We start from the raw sequence: 17,214 nt of genomic DNA, 5'->3' as shown, positions 1-17,214 counted from the left end.
GCCAGGTCCCGTCTTCTTCCAGTCGCCGTGACCAGCGGTAGCAGGTCTCCCACGCCGGTAGGTCGCGTGGCATCGCCCGCCACTTTGCACCGTTGTCGACGATGTAGAAGATGCCGTTGAGGACTTCGCGCAAGTCCTGGCGCGGGCGGCCCATCCGTCCCTGCTGAGGTAGGAGGGGCTTGATCAGCTCCCACTCCGCATCAGTCAGGTCGGACGGGTACGCCTTGCGATCACCAGCCACCGCACCAGCATGCCCGACATGGACCCACATCTGAAACAGTCACTCAGTCGACGGCGGGAGTTCGTGGCGCCCACCAGGGCCGACGGTCCAGGTGGAGGTCGACCGGGAACGTGGTCGGTGAGGTGCCCGGCGACATCTCGGGAATCCACGCCACCGACCTGGGACCGTGCTGCGGACAGGGGAGTCGGTGCTGGTTCGGCCCTGGTGTGACGGGACTCGGTACGGCAGGCTCACGCCACCGCGACCGAACCCCTGCTTCGACCTGGGTGCACGACACCTCACGCGCAGGACGTCGGGAACAGGCACGTCGTGCCGTGTCGACGACGGAGAAGACGGCCCTCGGGAACTTGCGCAGGTCCTGGCGGGGAGGTCCTCCCGGCTCTGGCGACACAGGGGCGCTCCGGCGAGAACGGCCGTGCGGCGGGGTGGTCACCCCGCCGCCAGCACTGCCGCGATCCGTGTCGCCGAGCTCGCCGCGATCATGATGGTCGGGGCCTGCGTGTTTCCACGGGGAACGGTGGGCATCACCGATGCGTCGGCGACCCACAAGCGATCCGCGCCGTTGACCAGCATCGTGTCCGCTACGACGACGGCGCGCGCGTCGCTGCCCATCCTGGCGGTGCCGACGGGGTGCCACTGGCTGTAGACGTGGTCCCGGATCCACTCGTCGAGGGCGAGGTCGCTCGATCCCGCGGCGGGTGAGATCGCACCGTCGGTCACCGCGGTGAGCACCTTCGTCTGGAACAGCTCCTCTGTCCGGCGCAGTCCCTGACGGAGGGCGACCGCGTCCTCCGGTTCGCCGAGCAATCGGGGGTCGATGGACGGTGCGACCGCGGGATCGCGGGAGATGACCCGCACGCTGCCTCGGCTGCGCGGGGTGAGCAGCGAGACGACGCACGACACCGACGGTTCGGCCATCGGGGCGAGGTGATCGTCGAGTCCCACCCGCGCCAGGAACATCTGGATGTCAGGAGCGCCGTCACCGGGTGCGGTCGCCAGCATGGCGCCGGTCTGCGTCAGTGAGGCGAGCGTGCCTCGGCCCAGCTCCGCCTGGAGCAGGGCTTCGTCGGCTCCAGCGCTCGTGAGGAGCCCCTCGCCGCTCCTGGCCCGCCAGCTCGTGTAGACGACGGGGTGGTCGGACAGGTTCTGGCCCACCTCGGGCAGGTCGAGCACCGTTGCGACCCCCAGGTCGTCGAGCTCCTCTCGGCCCCCGACACCTGAGAGCACCAGGATCTGCGGCGTGCGGACCGCTCCTGCCGCGAGCACCACGCCTTCGCGGGCCCGTACGTGCCTCGTGGTGCCGTCGGCGAGGGTGACTTCCACGCCAGTGGCCCGGTGGCCGTCCAGGACCACCCGATCCACCCGTGCCCCGGTCGTCAACCGCACGTGGCCAGACCGCAGCGCCGGCTGGAGGAAGGCGTCGACCACGCTCCAACGGCGCCCCCGGGAGATGTTCGACGTCGTCAGCCCGACGCCTGTCGACTGCGGACCGTTGAAGTCGTCGGTGATGGGCAGTCCCAACTCGCGCCCGGCCAGGACGAACGCGCTGGAGATGGGGTGCAGATCGGAGGCCGTCGAGAGAACCATCGTCCCCGGTGCGCCGGGGGTGCGACTTTCGATCTCCGCGTACACCTTGCTGACGTCCGCAGGCCCCCAGCCCGTTGCTCCGGCCGCCTCCCAGGACCGGAAGTCTTCGGGGTGGCCGCGGAACCACGCCATCAGGTTCAAACTGCTCCCGCCGCCCACTCCGAGGCCTTGGGCGAAGGGCACCGCGCGTCCCCCCAGGGCGCTCTGGGGAGCGAGTTCGTCGTTCCAGCTCAAGGACGGGTCGGCCAGACGGGCGAGAGCAGCTCCGGGAACCACCCCGTTCGCCTCGGCACCGGTGTTCGTTCCGGCTTCGATGACGAGGACGTCCCGCACCCCGGCCGCCACCAGCCGGTACGCGAGAGTGCACCCGGCAGCACCTCCGCCGACGATGACGAGACCGGCTTCGGCCGGCAGATCGGACGACGTGACGTCAGGGGTGTCGAATGCGGTCATTGACCCATCGTCCGTCGGGGTGGGGCCGGAGCGTCCTGATCTGTCCGCTGAGTGGACACCCGTTGCGCGTACGATCGACCGGTGCACGAGTTCGAGCGCTCTCGTCCGGCCGTTTCCGTCACGTCGGCCCGCGATCGAGAGGACGCTCCGTGCTACGACGCCATTCGTTTCGGGCAACGCCGGGATGACGCTCGCGCGAGACTCACCGCGAATCCGGCCCCGGGGAGTTCGAGAGGAGGCCGCGGCGTCCTGGAGGGCGCATTCGCCATCCTGAGAGCCCTCCCGTTCAGCCCCGCGGAAGGCCAAGTGGCTGCGCTGGCGGACATCACCGGGATACCCCGCAGTTCGGTGTACCGCCTCCTCGACCAGCTGATCGGCGAGGGTGTGGTCGTGCTGTCCTACGGGCGGTACCTTCTCAGTTCCGAGATGCTGGTCATGGCTGAGCTCAACGAACCGGACGTGGGTTTCCGGCCGGTGGCGGAGCGGTACCTGCAGGCCCTCCGGGAACGCACGGGAGCGACGGTGACCTGCGTCGTGGCCGAGGGGACGAGGGCCTACGTGATGAGCGTCGTCCCAGGGGTGGAGAAACTGCCCGCGGACCTCTACCCCGGCCGCGAGCTGCCACCTGGTGCGGCTGCTTCCGTCCTGCTCGCTCCGACGACGATCGGCACGCCCGGACGGCGGTTCGTGACGGACCGGGAGGACGTTCTCCCGGGGCTGACCTGTTACGCGACGAGCATCGTGCTCCGCGACCGACGGGTCGCCGCGCTGCAGCTCTGCACGCCGCCGTCTGCACCCGCTGAACACTTCGCTCCCCTCGTCAACCGCGTGGCGGCCATGATCAGCCAGGCCATGTCCGCGACCGATGGCGGTCGCGGATAGCGCGGCACCCAGGAACCTCACGGACCGGACCCAGGAGGTCGCGCCCGTGCGCCGGGGACCGGGAACCGAGGTCGAAGGCGTCTCGGTGTCTGGTCGGGGAGAACTGGTGAACTCCATGGAGGTTTCGTCAGTGCCGGGTTCGGACACAGCGCGGGAGGTTAGGGTCGGGCTCGCGACGTACCGGCACGGCGTGCCTGAGTTGGACCGTGGGAGTCGGGGTCTTCGCCGACGTCTTCTCGCGCCACGACGCTCACCACTGCTGGCGGAGGTCTTCGCCCCTGCTCTTCCGGCACTACTCAGACCGGGACTCCGGTGAAGCGGCGAGGCCTGCCCGGAGTTCGGGCTGGGAGGTGTCCCCGGCTCGTCGACCGCAGCGTCCTGCACCACCACACCAGCGCGGGCACCAGCCCCATACCGGCTCGGCGTACCCGTCCGACGGGCCACCTCGGTCCGGCACCACACCGGACCGCCGCTCACACCCCACAGGAGTAGTGCACATGGACAACACGACCACGACGGTGACCGCCCTCGGCATCGGGCAGCGGTGGGTCGAGGCCTGGAACGCCCCGACGCACGAAGCGTTCGTCGGGCTCTTCGCCGAGGACGCTGAGTACTTCGACGTCACTTTCGGGATCCGCCGCCGCGGGCACGCCCTGCTCAGCAGGCACCACGCCCTCTGGCGCGCGGCGATCCCCGACTTCGAGATGACCCTGGAGAACGCGCACGCCGGCGAAGGCTTCGTGGTCGTCGAGGCCATCGGGCGAGGGACGTTCACCGGTGAGCCCCTGGCCGTCGGTACCATGACCGCCACGATGAAACCCTTCACCGGCCGGTGCGCGGCGATCCTCACCCTCACACCGACCTTCGAGATCCAGTCGTGCCACGAGTACTACGACCGGTCCGTCATGCCGGGTGGGGCTACGACCCCGGGCGGTCAGTAGGCCGGCGCCGCTGTGGCCGGTCGTCCAGATCGTCCTCCCGCATCCAGCGACCTCAGCTCGTCCCGCCGGCGGTCCACGGTCGACTCCTGAGCAGGTCGGGGTCGCGCCCCGGTGCAACGCCTGCTCGGACCGACCCTCACGCATCGACGTCGTGCAGCTCGTCGACGAAGAACGGGTCGGTCGACATCTTGAACCGGTCCCGCAGGTGAGGCAGCGAACCAAAGGCCCGCCAGGTTCGAGGGACGGTGGTCCGGGACAGATCGAGGTGCTCGGCCATGGATCGAGTCGACCAGTGGGTGGCGTCATCCGGTTCCGTCTCCGGCGTCGTGACGATGGTTCTCGACGTGGGCGTCGGTCACCGACCGCCGCCAGCCGGGTCGAGGTTCATCGGCGAGGCCTTCGAGGCGGTGCTCGGCGAACCGGGCTCGCCAGGTGGTCACGGTCGGTCGTGAGGCCTTCAGCTCGGTGGCGATGGCGGAGTTCGACTTGCCCTCGGCTGCGGCCAGGACGATGCGACTGCGCGTCGCCAGGCCGGCTGCGGTGGTCCGTCGACGAGACCAGGACCGCAGCTGGTCCCGTTCGGCCTCGGACAGCGTGATGTTCGGTGGTTCCGGTCCGCGAACGCCCGCCATGACCCCGGTCTACGGAACTGCCAGCGAACCATCGATTCAGAACACCAGGCACCGGGCCGCTCCGGTCTCGATGGGACCGCGCGGCTCGGCGTCCGGGCCTGCGAGGCGGGTACGAGGCGGCTCGAGGCTACGCACGGATCATGGCCTCGAACGGACGATCTTGAGTTCACAGTCTCCGGCCAGGCGTCTGCAGCTCTCACCATCCGCGGAGATCAGGCGTGGGACCGTTCCAGCGTCCAACGCCCGGGCAGCACCTGAGGACTCGCACGTCGGCGTTGCGCGGGGCCGCGACGATCTGCATCCCGGTGCGGGTTGCGGCCCCGTGGTCCAGGCTTCGTCTCACGCTCCACCCGGGCACGCCCGTGGGCACCGATCTCCATCGTCAGGGCCAGTGTCCACGCGGCGTTCGGGGTCTCGGCATCCATGGTCATCAGTCCAGATCGAGAACCAGGCACCGCAGTACCCTCCGCACCACGCGGCACACGACTGCGCCTGTCGTGGCCTGGCCATCGGCATGACGGCGAAGTGGTGACGCTGTGACCCGTCGGGTGTCGGGGTGACAGCGGCCGACGCTCGTTCCAGGTTCCGCAGAGGACCTGCGCGATCGCGTCGGCCACGGTCTCCGGGGTGCGCCAGGTGGTGAGGTGGTCGCCGTGCGTCTCGCCCACGTCGGTTCGCCGCGCGGGGGCAGGTCGATGACGTCCCCGCCGCAGGGCCGGCCGACGAGCACCACCGGAGCGGGCAGCGCGTGGAGCACAGTGCGCACGTGGTCGGCGTCCTCGAGGAGGCCAACCCTCGCGTTGCGGTGGGAGGGCAGGTCGCGGCGGCCACGCGGAGCGGTTGCCGCGGGGCGCGGATGTCTCCGCGCCGAGGATTCAGGACTTCGTGGCGCGACACCACGCCATCGCTTCACGTTTCTGCGCGCCGTCGAGAGCGGCCTGCGTCGACATGGGTCTCTTCCACGAGGAAGACGTTGACATGAGGAACTTCCACAACGGGTACACCCGAGTACGGCGAAGTCTCTGGGTGGAGCTGTGAGCGTCTACGCCCGAGGCGATCTGCGAACTCGAACCAGCAGGTGGTCTGCACTGCGAACCCCAGCGGCCCCGTGGTGCACCACTCGCGCACCGGCGCGAGGGCACGAGGTGGCGCGCCGGTGCCGCTGCGTCGCACGCCGGGGTGAGGAGCGTTCGCGACCGAGCCTACCGGCGGAGCACGTGGGCGGCGTCGGCCTGCTGGACCGGGCGCATGACGATCTTGTCCAGGTCGACGTGCGGCGGGCGGGTGACGGCGAAGGCGATGACGTCCGCGACGTCGTCCGCGCTCAGCGGGGTGAGCCCGTCGTAGACCTTGTCGGCCGCCTCCTGGCTGCCGAGGCGGACCAGCGAGAACTCCGTCTCGACCATGCCCGGGGCGATCTCGGTGACGCGGACGGGGTCGCCCAGCAGTTCCTGGCGCATGGTGCGGCACAGGGCGTTCACCCCGTGCTTCACCGCCGTGTAGCCACCGCCGCCGGGGTAGACCTCGAACCCGGCGATGGAACCCAGGACGACGACGTGGCCGTTGCCCCCGCGGCGCATCCCGTCCAGCAGGGCCTGGTGGACGCGCAGGACCCCGACGACGTTGATGTCGTACATGGCCTTCCAGCCCTCGGGGTCACCGTTCTCGACCGTGTCGGAACCGAAGGCGCCCCCGGCGGAGTGCACGACGACGTCCACGTCGCCGACCTGCGCGGCCATCGCGGCCACCGACGCCGCGTCGGTCACGTCGAGGGCGACGGCGCGGCCCCCGACCTCGGCGGCCAGTTCCTCGAGGCGGTCCACGCGACGGGCGGCGGCGATGGTCGAGAACCCCGCGGCCGCCAGCGCGCGCACGGTGGCGGCGCCGATGCCGCTGCTGGCCCCCGTCACGAGGGCGGTTCGCTGGGTGGGGGGTTCCGTGGTCTGCGGTGCAAGCGCCATGCGGGTCATCCCAGCAGATCGTGCGCAGGGGGAGGACACTGGCCCCGTGCCCTTGTTCCTCCCGCCGTCCAAGGCGAAACCGCCGCCCCCGCCGCTGCGCACCGACGACCGTCGGGCCGTGCTCGTCGGACTCGGGGTGTGGGCGGTCCTGCTCGTCGTCGCCCTCGCGGTCCCCGAGGTCCGCGGCACGGGCCAGGGGCGCTGGCTCGGCTCGTGCGTGGCGGGTCTGCTCCTCGGCGTCGTCGGCCTGGCCTTCCTGCACCGCCGCGACAGGCGGACCCCACCCCCGTCGGCCTGACGTCGCTCAGGGGAGGCCGGGGAGCTCCGCGCCCAGCACGGCGGCCGGTGAGTCGGTGGTCAGGAGTTCGGTGAGCGCCCCGCGCAACGGCCACGCACCCGCGACCTGCGCCAGCCCGCAGGCCGCGGCGGCCGGGTCGACCGCGATCACCTCGTCCTCCGCGGTCACCCAGAAGCGCACCGGCTGCCCGTCGCACCGCAACGAGGTCACCTGCGACCAGGTCGCCGGGACCCCCGCGGCGAGGACGCCGACCGTCGCGGGGACCGGGTGCGTCTCCCCGGCGGGGTGCTCCAGACGACCCGCTCCGCGCTCGGAGCTGAGGTCGAGCTCCAGCAGGTCCGCGACCGCGGTCGCCGCGGCGGCGGGGACCAGTAGGCGGGGCCCCAGGTCGGTGCGCTGGGCCCACGCGGGGGAGTCGACCACGACGACGTCGTCCGCCTCGGCCACGACCACCGCACCGGCCGCGTCCAGGGCGGCGAACCGTTGGGGTGCAGCGAAGACCGCCGCCTGCGCGGAGCGACCCAGCAGGGCCCAGAGCAGCATCAGGTCGACGGCGGCCGGGGGAGAGCCGGCGCTGGCCCGCAGCAGCCCGGGGAGGTCGTCGGCGCCCGCGCTCGCCAGGTCGGGGAGCACGCCGAGGGCACGCCGGGCGAGCGGGGGCAGCGGCGCGACCCACTCCGGGGCGAGCGGCAGCCACGGCGGGGCCGCACCGTCGGGGGCGCGGGACACGTCGGGCAGCGGGCCGTGACGGCGCAGCCACCACGCCACCAGACCCTGACGCCGGTGCGCGCCGAGCGTCCACGGACCGGTCAGGGCCTGCAGCCCCGCCGGTGACCCCGCGAGGTCGGCCAGCACCTCGGGCCAGGCGTCGAGGACCAGGTCCAGGTCGCGGACGACGACGACGTCGGCCACGAGGGCCTCGCCCTCCTCCACCAGGTCCGCCCAGACGTCCTCGACGTAGTCCGCGAAACCCGCCAGCCCCGCGTCGTCGGCGCCGTCGAGGTCGTTCAGGTCGAGTTCGGCGACGTGGGTGAGGGCCGGGCCGGACAGCACCCCGACGGCCCGCAGGACGTCGGACCCCCACTCCTGCAGCGTCTCCGGTGCCACCGGGGTGACGTCGTCGGGGTCGAAGGCACGCTCCGCCAGCGTCCCGGGCAGCAGCAGCGCGCCGGCCGGCGCGAGGTCGTCCTCGACGTCGGGCAGGGCCAGGTCGGCCAGCCAGGGCAGTTCCCGTGCCGTCCGCAGGACCGTCTCCTCCTCGGCCGCGGAGCCCGGCTGCGAGCCGATGACGGCGGCGACGAGGTCGAGGACCGCCGCGGCGACCTCGTCGGGGTCCTCGGCGTCGGGGGAGGCCACCACCGCGGCGCGGACCGCCGGGTCGGTGAGCACGGCCCACGCCCCGCCCTCACGGGCCCCGAGCCGCGACAGCAGCTCCCGCGCCGGCCCCTGCGAGGCGGCCGGGTCCACGACCCGCAGACCGTGCGCGGCGAAGACCTGCGCGGCCTGCGTCCCGAGGAGGTCGGGGTCGTCGAGCAGGACCGTCCCACGGGCCCCGTGGACGCGTCGTCCGTCGAGCAGCGGGACGGGCAGCCCGGACATCGCCTCCCGCGCGGAGGGGTCCGCGGCGAGCGGAGCCAGCGCGGCGAACAGCTCGCGGCTGCCCTCGGCGTCCAGACCGGGCAGCAGGTCCAGCACGTCGGCCAGACCGAGGCGCGTCACCCCGAGCTCGGTGAGCAGGCGGTCCACCGCGCGCGGAGCCGCCACGAGACCGGCCAACGCCGGGGCGAGGGCTCCGAGCAGGGCGGGGTCGTCCGCCCCCGCGCCGGTGAGCGCCACCGCGGAACTCGGCCGCAGGAGCATCGGTGCGCCGTCGACGCGTTCCACCGCACTCAGCACGGGGGCGGCCCGGGCGCGGTCGAGGACGCGCAGGCGCAGCTCGGCGTCGACGCGACCCGCCGCGGCGCCGTAGGGCAGCAGGGCGAGGGCGTCCCCGCCGTCGCCGGCGAGTTCGCTGAGCAGCGCGCAGAACGCGTCGGCGGCGGCGTCGAGGAGGACGTCCGCGGCCCGTCCCGGCGCGATCCGGCGCCGGTCGGGACCCAGCGGGAACGTCGCCACCAGCACCGCGGGCCACGGGAGGTCCTCGTCGGTCGGGGTCGGGGCGCACACGACCCCGGGCGTGCGGGCCTCCGCCGCGGTGGGCAGCGCCCAGGTCAGCTGCCAGCCGAGGCGCCGTCGGTCCTCGACCCCGCGGTCGGCGAGGTCGGCGGGGTCGTGGCGACCGCTGCGACGCAGGACCCGCCACCGCTCGTGGACGTCGGCGAGGCGACGAGGGGCCGCACCCGGGACCTCCACGACGATCTCGGCCAGCGCCGGCAGGGCCAGCAGCAGCACGTCGTCGACACCCCCGGGGGACCCCGTGAGCAGCGCCTCGACCGCGGCCCGCGCGTCGGCGTCGCGCAGCGGCAGCTCCACGACGGTGTCGTAGCCCGCGGGGACGGCCGCCGCGTCGGGAGCCGGGAACGGCAGCCGCAGCGCCGGGACGTGACCGTCACGACCGTCCACCTCGGCGACCAGAGCGGCGGAGCCGCGCGACCTCAGCAGGTCGGCGGAGGCGCTGCGGGAGAAGCGGACGGCACCCGGGACCGAGCGGACCGCGGGGTCGTCGCAGACCGCGAGCACGGCGGCGAAACCCACGCCGAACCGGCCGACGACCGCCGTGGCCGGGTCCCGCTTGGCGCTCGCCCGCAGCGTCGCGAGACCCTGCACGCCGGCGGCGTCCAGCGGGGTGCCCGTGTTCGCGGCCAGCAACCGGCCCGGACCCCCGGCCGGGTCGTCGAGCAGGCGCAGCAGCAGCCGGCCCTCGACGCCCGCGGCCGACGCGGCGTCCGCCGCGTTCTGGGCGAGCTCGACGACGAGCCGGTCGCGGTAGGCGCCGAGGGAGGCGTCCTCCTCGGCGTTGGCGTCCTCGCGCAGCCGCGCGGGGGAGTCGTTCCAGGCGGCGAGGACGCGGGCGCGCAGGGCGGCGGTGCCGAACGGATCGACCCCGTGGGCGTCGGTCAGCTGCCGGCTCCGGCGGTGAGCTCGTCCTCGAGCGTCTCGTCGGCGCCCGTCCCCGAGGGGACCAGCTCCAACCCCTCCGGGTCGAGGTCGTCGATCAGCGGGACGGCGGGGGCGTCCGCGGTGACCTCGACGTCGGTCTCGCTGTGCGCGCCGCAGCCGTGGTCCAGGCTCACGACCCGTGCGTCCTCGGGGGACCACTCGTTCGCGCAGACGCCGAAGACCTGACGCAGCGAGCCGGCCAGCGGGAGGAAGTACCCGCAGGTCGAGCAGGGTGCCTTGGCGTGCTCGGTGATCTCGTTCTTCGGGCCGCGGTCACCCTCGTACCAGCGGGTCGCGGCCTCGTCGCGGCCCGCCAGGTTCAGGACGCGCTCGCGACCCAGACCGAGTTCCCAGAGGGCGAGCTCGTCGGCGTCGGCGTTGCTGGTCCACTCGTAGCCCGGGTCCAGGAGGGGGTCGTCCTCCCGGCGCGGCAGCGTGTCCTGCGGACCGACGTCGCCGGGGGCGATGCGCTGGTCCCAGGGCAGCCACGTCGGCGCCTGCAGGGCGTCCTCGCCGGGCAGCAGGCAGACCTCGTTGACCGTCACGTTCTTCGCGCGGGAGGCGCGGGTCACGGTGACCGTCCAGCGCCAGCCGCGGTAGCCCGGCAGCAGGCACGCGAAGGCGTGGCTGACGATCCGGTCGCCCTCGGCGGAGGCGTCGAGGTGCTCACCCACGCTGCCCGCCTCGGCGACGTCCTCGGCCGCGGCGCGCGCGAGCTCGACGGCACCGCCGGCGGCGGCGTCGAGGGACGGCTTGCGGGCGCGCTTCGCCCTCTTCGCCCCGGGAGCGGTGTCCGCGGTGTCCGCGGTGTCCTCGCTCACGCGCCGGCCTCGAGGTCGTCGGCGACGGCGCGCAGGACGGTCGCGAACTTCCCCGCGGCGTTCTTGTCGGGGTAGCGACCCCGGCGCAGCGTGCCGGAGACGCCGTCGAGCAGCTTGATGAGGTCCTCCACGATCGGGACCATGTCCTCGGGCTTCTTCCGCGTGGCGCGGGCGACCGAGTGCACCGGGTCGAGCAGGCGCACCGAGAGCGCCTGCGTCCCGTTCTTGCCCTGCACGACGCCGAACTCGACGCGGCTGCCCTTGGACAGCGTCGCCGTGCCCGTGGGCAGCGCGGAGGCGTGCACGAAGACCTCGGCGCCGTCCTCGGCGGCGAGGAAGCCGAATCCCTTGTCGGCGTCGAACCACTTGACCTTGCCAGTCGGCACAGGAACCTTCTCCAGTTTGCGGTGCGGGCGCTGCGGGGTGTCCGCGCGCTCCGGCGGGTGTGCGTTCGGTGTCGTGAGAGCCGGCTGCGGCGCACCCCCGGGCGAGGAGCCCGGGACGCGCCGTACCGGCGGTCCCCCCCAGGTTAACGGGGGAGGGGGACCGCGCGCTTCCCGTTCTGCAGGTCGGCGGCGTGGGTGGCGAGCCAGTCGGGGAAGTCCTCCAGGCCGGCGAGCACCACGTCGGCTCCCGCGTCGAGCAGCGCGGCCCCGTCGTGGGAGCCGGTCGTGACCGCCACGGAGACGGCTCCGGCCACCTGCGCGGCCCGGACGTCACCCGGGTGGTCGCCCACGTAGGCCGTCGCTCCGAGCTCGGCGAGCCGCTGCCCCTTGGCCTCGGCGAAGAGGTCGCCGGTCACGTCGGTGTCCTGCACCGCCCCGGCGAGGCCGGTGACCGAGAGGACGCGGTGCACGTTCGGGGTGTGCTTGGCGCTGACGACGACGCTGCGCCCACCGTGCGCGGCCGGTGCGGCGAGGGCCGCGGCGGCCGCGGGGTAGGCGCGCACCGAGGCGATCCCCAGGGAGGGGTAGAGCTGTCGGTAGCGCGCGGCGAGGGTCTCGATCGTCGCCGCGGGCGTCCCCGGGGCGAGGCCCGCGAGGATGAGCTCGAGCGGCATCCCGGCGTAGGGCCGGGTGTGCGCGGCGGTGACGGTGATGCCGACCTCGGCGAGCACGGCCCGCAGGGTCGCGGCGATCCCGTCGCTGGAGTCGACCAGCGTCATGTCCAGGTCGAAGCCGACGACCGGGACGCCGGCCGCGGGGGCCTCCCGGCTCGGGTCCCCGACGGCCTCGGGCACGGTGCTCATGGCCCCAGCGTAGGTGCTCGTCCCGGGCCGACCCCGGCGCGCCGGGGGTGATCACGCGGTGAGACGCTTTCCACCGCCGGTTGCGCACCCCTCGTGGCTGCGCGATGGTCACGGTGCGAGGCGGGGTCGGTGCCGCCGGCTCTCGTCCCACGCACGTCACGTTGACGAGGAGTGAAGAGGAATCGCATGGCTGACTACACGCTTCCGGACCTTCCCTACGACTACTCCGCGCTCGAACCCCACATCTCCGGGGCGATCATGGAGCTGCACCACGACAAGCACCACGCCACCTACGTGGCCGGGGCCAACACCGCCCTGCAGAAGCTGGCCGAAGCCCGCTCCACCGACGACTTCGCCACCGTGAACCTGCACGAGAAGAACCTCGCGTTCAACCTCGGCGGACACGTCAACCACTCCGTCTTCTGGCCCAACCTCAGCCCCGACGGCGGCGACAAGCCGGTCGGTGAGCTCGCCGCGGCCATCGACGACAGCTTCGGCTCCTTCGAGGGCTTCCAGAAGCACTTCACCGCCACCGCGCTGGGCATCCAGGGCTCCGGCTGGTCGATCCTGGCCTGGGACTCCATCGGGCAGAAGCTCGTCAACGTCCAGCTCTACGACCAGCAGTCCAACATCGCCCTGGGCCTGGTGCCGGTGCTGGTGCTGGACATGTGGGAGCACGCCTTCTACCTGGACTACAAGAACGTGAAGCCGGACTACGTCAAGGCCTGGTGGAACGTCGCGAACTGGGCGGATGCCGCTTCGCGCTTCGAGCGTGCGCGCACCCAGACCGTGGGGCTCATCGTCCCCTGAGGACCCCGCAGCGCCGAGCGACCCCCCACCGTGCGGTGGGGGGTCTTCTCGTTCCCGGGCCGGTCACCCCGGAGGGGCCTCGCGTCAGTACAGCGTCGCGTGGTCGGCGGGGTCCCAGGCCAGCACCGCGAACACCTGCACCACCGCGGCCTGCTCGAGCAGCTGGGTGGAACCGTCCAGCACGCCGTCGTGCGGGAAGTGGAACAACCCGGTGGCGGGGTCGCGGCGGTGGCGCCAGACCCGCTCCGCGTAGGCCGCCATCGCGTTCCGGTAGGTGCAGCCGCCGACGACGGACTCGAGCAGCAGCAGGTTCTTGAACCAGATCGAGTTGAAGAACGGCGGGTGGTCGTCGACGCGACCGCCGTCGACGAAGTAGGCGATCGAGGCGTCGGCGACGCGGCGCGCCTCGCGCAGGTACCTGCGCTCACCGGTCACCCGGTGGAGCAGGGTGTTCACCCCGACGGGAACCCCCTGGTTGTAGGACCAGACCGTCGGTTCGACCGTCCCGTCGAGGCCGAGGTGGTCGGAGTACAGGCCGTCGGGACGACGCAGGTACCGGTTGGTCCAGGTGTAGTACTTCTGCGCGCGGTCCAGGTAGCGGCGTTCACCGGTGAACTGGAACAACCGCAGCGCGAGTTCCGCCCCGGGCATGTTCGACACGGTGTTGCGGTCGGTGCTCCACGGCGCCTGCGTCCAGAACACCCCGCCGGGATCGGCGTGCGTGGGGTCGACGTCCCAGCCGGACTCGACGAGGTCGGAGATCCTGCGCGCCTCGCGCAGGGCGGTGGGGTTCGGCGCCATCCCGTGGGCCTGGACGTCGAGCAGTCCCACCCACTCGTTGTCGTCGTAGAACAGGTCCCCGCCGCCGGCGTACGGGGGGAGCGGGGCGGACGCGAACCCGGGGAGACCGGTCGTTCCGGCGCTCGTCCAGTAGAGCTGCTGCGCCGCAGCCAGATCACGCAGGTCGTGGCGGTAGCGACGACCCGCGCCGCCGGGGATCCCCGTCAGGTCGAGGGCCGCCACGTGGGCCTGCGAGAACGGCCACTCGTAGGAGTACGCCGGGTCGTCGGGGCCCACGGGGAGCTGCTCGTGGAACAGTCCCGAGCCGTCGTCCACGCTGAAGTGGTCGAGCAGGGCCCGCCAGGCGTTCCCGGCCCGGTCGGCCCAGGGGGAACCCCGGTCGGCGGCCCGTGCCGCGGGGGCGAGGGTTCCGGTGGCCGTGGTGGCGGCGATGCCGGTGAGGATCGTGCGTCGGGTGAGGTTCTTCCGGGTGGGGTTCTGCACGGAGCACTCCAGACGTCGGTGTCGAGGCCTGAGAACGTTCTCACCGTGAGTTGCGGGTGGTCAACCACCCTCGCGGTTCAGGTGCCCGCGGAGTTCGGCGAGGAACGCCCGGGTCGCGGCCGACGACCCGGGCCCCGCGTGCAGGACGCAACTGCGCCGGGCGGGCCCGTCGGTGACGGCCAGGGTGTGCACCCCCTGGGCCGGGCCCACCGCGGAGGCCGGGAGCAGGGCCACCCCGAGGCCGCAGCGGACGAGGTCCAGCAGCAGCGGGAGGTCGTCGGTCTCCACCACGACGTCGCGGGCGAGGCGGGCCGCGGTGAAGGCCTCGTCGCTCTGGCGCCGTCCGCCCGTACCCGCCGGGAAGTCGACGAAGGGCAGGCCGGCGAGGTCGCGCAGGCGGACCCGTCGACGCGTCCGCAGCGGGTGCCCGGCGGCGACGACGGCGACGTGCGGTTCGGTGGCGAGCACCTCGACCTCCACGCCCGTGGGTGGGGAGTCCAGCGGGAACCCGGCGATGCCGACGTCCAGGGTCCCCGCCGCCACCTGGGCCAGGGACACCTCGCTGCTGTGCACGGTGACGGTGGCGCGGATCCCGGGGTGACTGCGCTGCAGCGCCGCGAGCACCTCGTGGATCCGCAGGTCGGGCAGCGTGGGGATCGTGCCGATCCGCAGCCGGCCCTCGATCGCGCCGGAGGCCGCGACCACGTCGGTGCGCAACCGGTCGAGTTCCGCGAGCACCGCGCGGGCGCGGGGGAGCACCGCCTCACCGGCCGCGGTGAGCCGGACCCGTCGGCTGGTGCGCTCGAAGAGCGGGGTCCCGAGCTCCTCCTCGAGGGTCGCGACCTGGTGGCTCACGGCCGACTGCGCGATGCCGAGGTCGGTGGCGGCCCGGGTGAAGTGCAGGCCGTCGGCGACGGCGAGGACGCAGCGCAGCTGCAGGGGGGTCACCGGCCGACGGTACCCCCGGCGGCACTCGTCGATCGCGATGTGCGATCGATCGAGCCGGTTCGACCGCTTGGACAGTCGGACCCGGGCAGACGACGATGGTGGCGTGCTGACCCGACCGCTCCTGCTCGTCATGGCCGTCGCCACCGGACTCACCGTCGGGGGGAACTACGTCAACCAGCCGCTGCTGGACACCATCGCGGGCGACCTCGCCGTCAGCGACGGCCGGGCGGCGGCCTTGGTGACCGTGGCCCAGGTCTCCTACGGCCTCGGGCTGCTGCTCGTCGTCCCGCTGGGTGACCTGCTGGAGCGTCGCCGGCTGCTCACCGTCCTGGCCCTGCTCGCGGCGGCCGGGCACGCCGTCTGCGCGCTCGCCCCGAACTACGCCGTGCTCGTGGTCGGGACCGCGATCGCCGGGGTGTTCTCCGTCGCGGCCCAGGTCCTCGTCCCCTTCGCGGCGGAACTGGCCGAACCCGGCCGGGAGGGTCGCGCCGTCGGGACGGTCATGAGCGGGCTGCTCATCGGGGCCCTGCTGGCGCGCAGCGTCTCCGGTGCGCTGGCGCAGGTCGCGGGCTGGCACGCGCCGTACGCCGTGGTCGCGGTCGGTCTGGTGGTCATCGCGGTGGTCCTGCGGCGCAAGCTGCCCAGCAGCGTCCCGCAGGCCACGGGCGGCTACCTCGCCACGCTGCGGTCCGGGGCGCGTCTCGTCGCGGAGCTGCCGCGGTTGCGGACCCGCGCCCTGCTCGGCGGACTGGGCTTCGCCGGGATCTCGGTGCTGTTCGCGACGACGACGTTCCTGCTGGCCGGTCCGCGGTTCGGGATGTCGGAGCTCGAGATCGGCCTCGTCGGCCTCGCCGGGGTGGCGGGGGCGTCGATGGCCTCGGTCGCCGGACGGATGGCCGACGCCGGTCGCGGCCAGCTCACCACGGGGGTCGGGGCCGTCGGACTCGTGCTCACCTGGGGACTGCTGGGGTTGTCGGCCTCGACGTGGCTGACGTCGCTGCTGCTCTTCGTCCTGGGGTTCGGGCTGGCCGACATGTTCCTGCAGGCCGTCCACGTCTCGAACCAGAACGTCGTCTACCCCCTGCGCCCGGCGGCCCGTTCCCGGCTGAACTCCGTCTACATGACGACGTACTTCGTCGGCGGCGCGCTCGGGTCCGCGGCGGGCTCGGCGGCCTGGGGGGCGGGCGGCTGGTCCCTCGTCTCGGCCGTGGGGGCGGGCTTCGGCGTCCTGACGATCCTCGTCTGGCTGGTCGACCTGCGTCTCGAGCGGGCCGGGCGGCCGGCTGCGGTCAGCGCTGCCGGCGCCGGTAGCCGATGATCCCGCCCGCGCCGGCCCCCACGACGACGATCGCCGCCGCGACGCTGATGAGGGCGCCGTTGCCACTGCCGGAGTCGGGCCTGGAGGGGTCGACGGTCCCGGCCGTCGAGGTGCCCGGGCTGCTCGAGCTCGGGGCGGCCGTGGGCACGGGGTCCAGGGTCGTCGTGCTCGTCGGGGTCGCCGCCCCCGTCGCGGTGAAGGTGTAGCTGCCGGAGATCGGGTGCCCGTCCGAGGACGTCACCCGCCACTGCACCTCGTAGCTGCCCGCGGGGAGGTCGCCGGTCAGGGGCTCGGTGATCGTCTCGTCCACGATCCGGGGTTCGCCGGAGGAGACCACGCCGGCCGGGCCGGTGACCTGGACCTGGGTCCCGAGGGCCAGCGGCGCGGACGACATCGTCAGCACGACCGCGTCGGGCGCCACGTCGACCGTCGAGCCGTCGGCGGGGTCGGTCGACTCGAGGCGGTCGTGGGCGGCGGCGGGACCGGCGGTGAGCACGGGCAGGACGGGGGTCAGCAGCCCGGCCAGGAGCAGCACCCCGGCGCGGCGCCGGCCCGGGCGCTGGGTGGCGTGGCCCGTCGTGGCGCGGGCGGTCCGTCGGTCACTGAACGTCTGCACGGGGACAGACTACGGAGCGTCGTTGTGGAGCTCGGACGGTCCGGCGGAGCGAACGAGTGCCCCGGGACACCTTG

17 protein-coding genes are annotated in these 17,214 nt (G+C 73.3%); 5 read left to right on the top strand and 12 right to left on the bottom strand.

From position 1 onward, the window contains the following. Together ACFQ46_RS16390 and ACFQ46_RS16385 are read right to left on the bottom strand one after the other, a co-directional pair. Nucleotides 1-241 (bottom strand): transposase (locus ACFQ46_RS16390; protein WP_380260427.1); only part of this gene is annotated, 241 nt, incomplete at its 3' end. A 429-nt stretch (nt 242-670) separates the two neighbouring features. After that, on the bottom strand, nt 671-2,587 hold the full coding sequence (locus ACFQ46_RS16385; RefSeq protein WP_380260426.1) for a GMC family oxidoreductase: 1,917 nt from the start codon (nt 2,585-2,587) through the stop codon (nt 671-673). Here ACFQ46_RS16385 and ACFQ46_RS16380 point away from each other — a divergent pair, their 5' ends adjacent. Together ACFQ46_RS16380 and ACFQ46_RS16375 are read left to right on the top strand one after the other, a co-directional pair. Further along, nucleotides 2,588-3,163: a helix-turn-helix domain-containing protein gene (locus ACFQ46_RS16380; RefSeq protein WP_380260425.1), complete on the top strand. Its 576-nt coding sequence runs from the start codon at nt 2,588-2,590 to the stop codon at nt 3,161-3,163. A gap of 497 nt (nt 3,164-3,660) precedes the next feature. Then, on the top strand, nt 3,661-4,104 hold the full coding sequence (locus ACFQ46_RS16375; protein ID WP_380260424.1) for a nuclear transport factor 2 family protein: 444 nt from the start codon (nt 3,661-3,663) through the stop codon (nt 4,102-4,104). Nucleotides 4,105-4,240: 136 nt separating this feature from the next. Here ACFQ46_RS16375 and ACFQ46_RS16370 read toward each other — a convergent pair whose 3' ends face one another. The 3 genes from ACFQ46_RS16370 to ACFQ46_RS16360 form a co-directional block, all read right to left on the bottom strand. Next, nucleotides 4,241-4,381, bottom strand: a complete 141-nt coding sequence (locus ACFQ46_RS16370; RefSeq protein ID WP_380260423.1) for a hypothetical protein — start codon at nt 4,379-4,381, stop codon at nt 4,241-4,243. Between the two features lie 25 nt (nt 4,382-4,406). Further along, a complete protein-coding gene (locus ACFQ46_RS16365; protein ID WP_380260422.1) occupies nt 4,407-4,736 on the bottom strand; it encodes a helix-turn-helix domain-containing protein in 330 nt (109 codons plus the stop codon). Nucleotides 4,737-5,938: 1,202 nt separating this feature from the next. Continuing rightward, nucleotides 5,939-6,697: an SDR family NAD(P)-dependent oxidoreductase gene (locus ACFQ46_RS16360; RefSeq protein WP_380260421.1), complete on the bottom strand. Its 759-nt coding sequence runs from the start codon at nt 6,695-6,697 to the stop codon at nt 5,939-5,941. Nucleotides 6,698-6,743: 46 nt separating this feature from the next. Between ACFQ46_RS16360 and ACFQ46_RS16355 the strand changes: the two genes are divergently transcribed. Then, complete coding sequence (locus tag ACFQ46_RS16355) at nt 6,744-6,995, top strand: DUF2530 domain-containing protein (protein WP_380260420.1); 252 nt, start codon at nt 6,744-6,746, stop codon at nt 6,993-6,995. A gap of 6 nt (nt 6,996-7,001) precedes the next feature. Here the strand turns inward: ACFQ46_RS16355 and ACFQ46_RS16350 are convergent, their stop codons facing one another. The 4 genes from ACFQ46_RS16350 to ACFQ46_RS16335 all read right to left on the bottom strand — a co-directional run bounded on the left by ACFQ46_RS16350 (nt 7,002) and on the right by ACFQ46_RS16335 (nt 12,164). Next, the gene (locus ACFQ46_RS16350; protein ID WP_380260457.1) at nt 7,002-9,968 is read right to left on the bottom strand and encodes a sacsin N-terminal ATP-binding-like domain-containing protein; all 2,967 of its coding nucleotides are present in this window, start codon (nt 9,966-9,968) and stop codon (nt 7,002-7,004) included. An 83-nt stretch (nt 9,969-10,051) separates the two neighbouring features. Continuing rightward, nucleotides 10,052-10,915 carry a DUF3027 domain-containing protein gene (locus tag ACFQ46_RS16345; RefSeq protein WP_380260419.1) on the bottom strand — a complete coding sequence of 288 codons (864 nt, stop codon included), beginning with the start codon at nt 10,913-10,915 and terminating at the stop codon, nt 10,052-10,054. Then, nucleotides 10,912-11,301: a cold-shock protein gene (locus ACFQ46_RS16340; RefSeq protein ID WP_380157520.1), complete on the bottom strand. Its 390-nt coding sequence runs from the start codon at nt 11,299-11,301 to the stop codon at nt 10,912-10,914. The genes ACFQ46_RS16345 and ACFQ46_RS16340 overlap by 4 nt, the downstream gene beginning before the upstream one ends. Nucleotides 11,302-11,444: 143 nt before the next feature. After that, entirely contained in the window at nt 11,445-12,164 is a 720-nt protein-coding gene (locus ACFQ46_RS16335; protein ID WP_380260418.1) for an HAD family hydrolase, read from the bottom strand. A gap of 186 nt (nt 12,165-12,350) precedes the next feature. On the opposite strand from ACFQ46_RS16335, the gene ACFQ46_RS16330 reads away from it, so the two are divergent. Beyond that, on the top strand, nt 12,351-12,974 hold the full coding sequence (locus tag ACFQ46_RS16330) for a superoxide dismutase (RefSeq protein WP_380260417.1): 624 nt from the start codon (nt 12,351-12,353) through the stop codon (nt 12,972-12,974). A gap of 84 nt (nt 12,975-13,058) precedes the next feature. Here the strand turns inward: ACFQ46_RS16330 and ACFQ46_RS16325 are convergent, their stop codons facing one another. Beyond that, nucleotides 13,059-14,258: a glycoside hydrolase family 76 protein gene (locus tag ACFQ46_RS16325; protein WP_380260416.1), complete on the bottom strand. Its 1,200-nt coding sequence runs from the start codon at nt 14,256-14,258 to the stop codon at nt 13,059-13,061. 60 nt (nt 14,259-14,318) lie between these two features. Then, the gene (locus ACFQ46_RS16320; RefSeq protein WP_380260415.1) at nt 14,319-15,206 is read right to left on the bottom strand and encodes a LysR family transcriptional regulator; all 888 of its coding nucleotides are present in this window, start codon (nt 15,204-15,206) and stop codon (nt 14,319-14,321) included. Nucleotides 15,207-15,309: 103 nt separating this feature from the next. Here ACFQ46_RS16320 and ACFQ46_RS16315 point away from each other — a divergent pair, with 103 nt between their 5' ends. Next, on the top strand, nt 15,310-16,524 hold the full coding sequence (locus ACFQ46_RS16315) for an MFS transporter (RefSeq protein WP_380260414.1): 1,215 nt from the start codon (nt 15,310-15,312) through the stop codon (nt 16,522-16,524). Here the strand turns inward: ACFQ46_RS16315 and ACFQ46_RS16310 are convergent. Next, nucleotides 16,496-17,140 carry a copper resistance protein CopC gene (locus tag ACFQ46_RS16310; RefSeq protein WP_380260413.1) on the bottom strand — a complete coding sequence of 215 codons (645 nt, stop codon included), beginning with the start codon at nt 17,138-17,140 and terminating at the stop codon, nt 16,496-16,498. The genes ACFQ46_RS16315 and ACFQ46_RS16310 overlap by 29 nt on opposite strands. Between the last annotated feature and the right edge of the window lie 74 nt (nt 17,141-17,214).

Source organism: Kineococcus sp. GCM10028916 (genome assembly GCF_042674865.1).
Classification (GTDB): domain Bacteria; phylum Actinomycetota; class Actinomycetes; order Actinomycetales; family Kineococcaceae; genus Kineococcus.
The sequence above is the reverse complement of the archived record's forward strand: the minus strand, read 5'-3'. Positions and strand labels throughout refer to the sequence as shown.

What these genes read in the sequence shown, in the direction of transcription:
- ACFQ46_RS16375 (WP_380260424.1), top strand. Translation starts at nt 3,661, where the DNA reads ATGGACAACACGACCACGACGGTGACCGCCCTCGGCATCGGGCAGCGG.
- ACFQ46_RS16370 (WP_380260423.1), bottom strand. Translation starts at nt 4,381, where the DNA reads ATGGCCGAGCACCTCGATCTGTCCCGGACCACCGTCCCTCGAACCTGG.
- ACFQ46_RS16365 (WP_380260422.1), bottom strand. Translation starts at nt 4,736, where the DNA reads ATGGCGGGCGTTCGCGGACCGGAACCACCGAACATCACGCTGTCCGAG.
- ACFQ46_RS16360 (WP_380260421.1), bottom strand. Translation starts at nt 6,697, where the DNA reads ATGGCGCTTGCACCGCAGACCACGGAACCCCCCACCCAGCGAACCGCC.
- ACFQ46_RS16335 (WP_380260418.1), bottom strand. Translation starts at nt 12,164, where the DNA reads ATGAGCACCGTGCCCGAGGCCGTCGGGGACCCGAGCCGGGAGGCCCCC.
- ACFQ46_RS16330 (WP_380260417.1), top strand. Translation starts at nt 12,351, where the DNA reads ATGGCTGACTACACGCTTCCGGACCTTCCCTACGACTACTCCGCGCTC.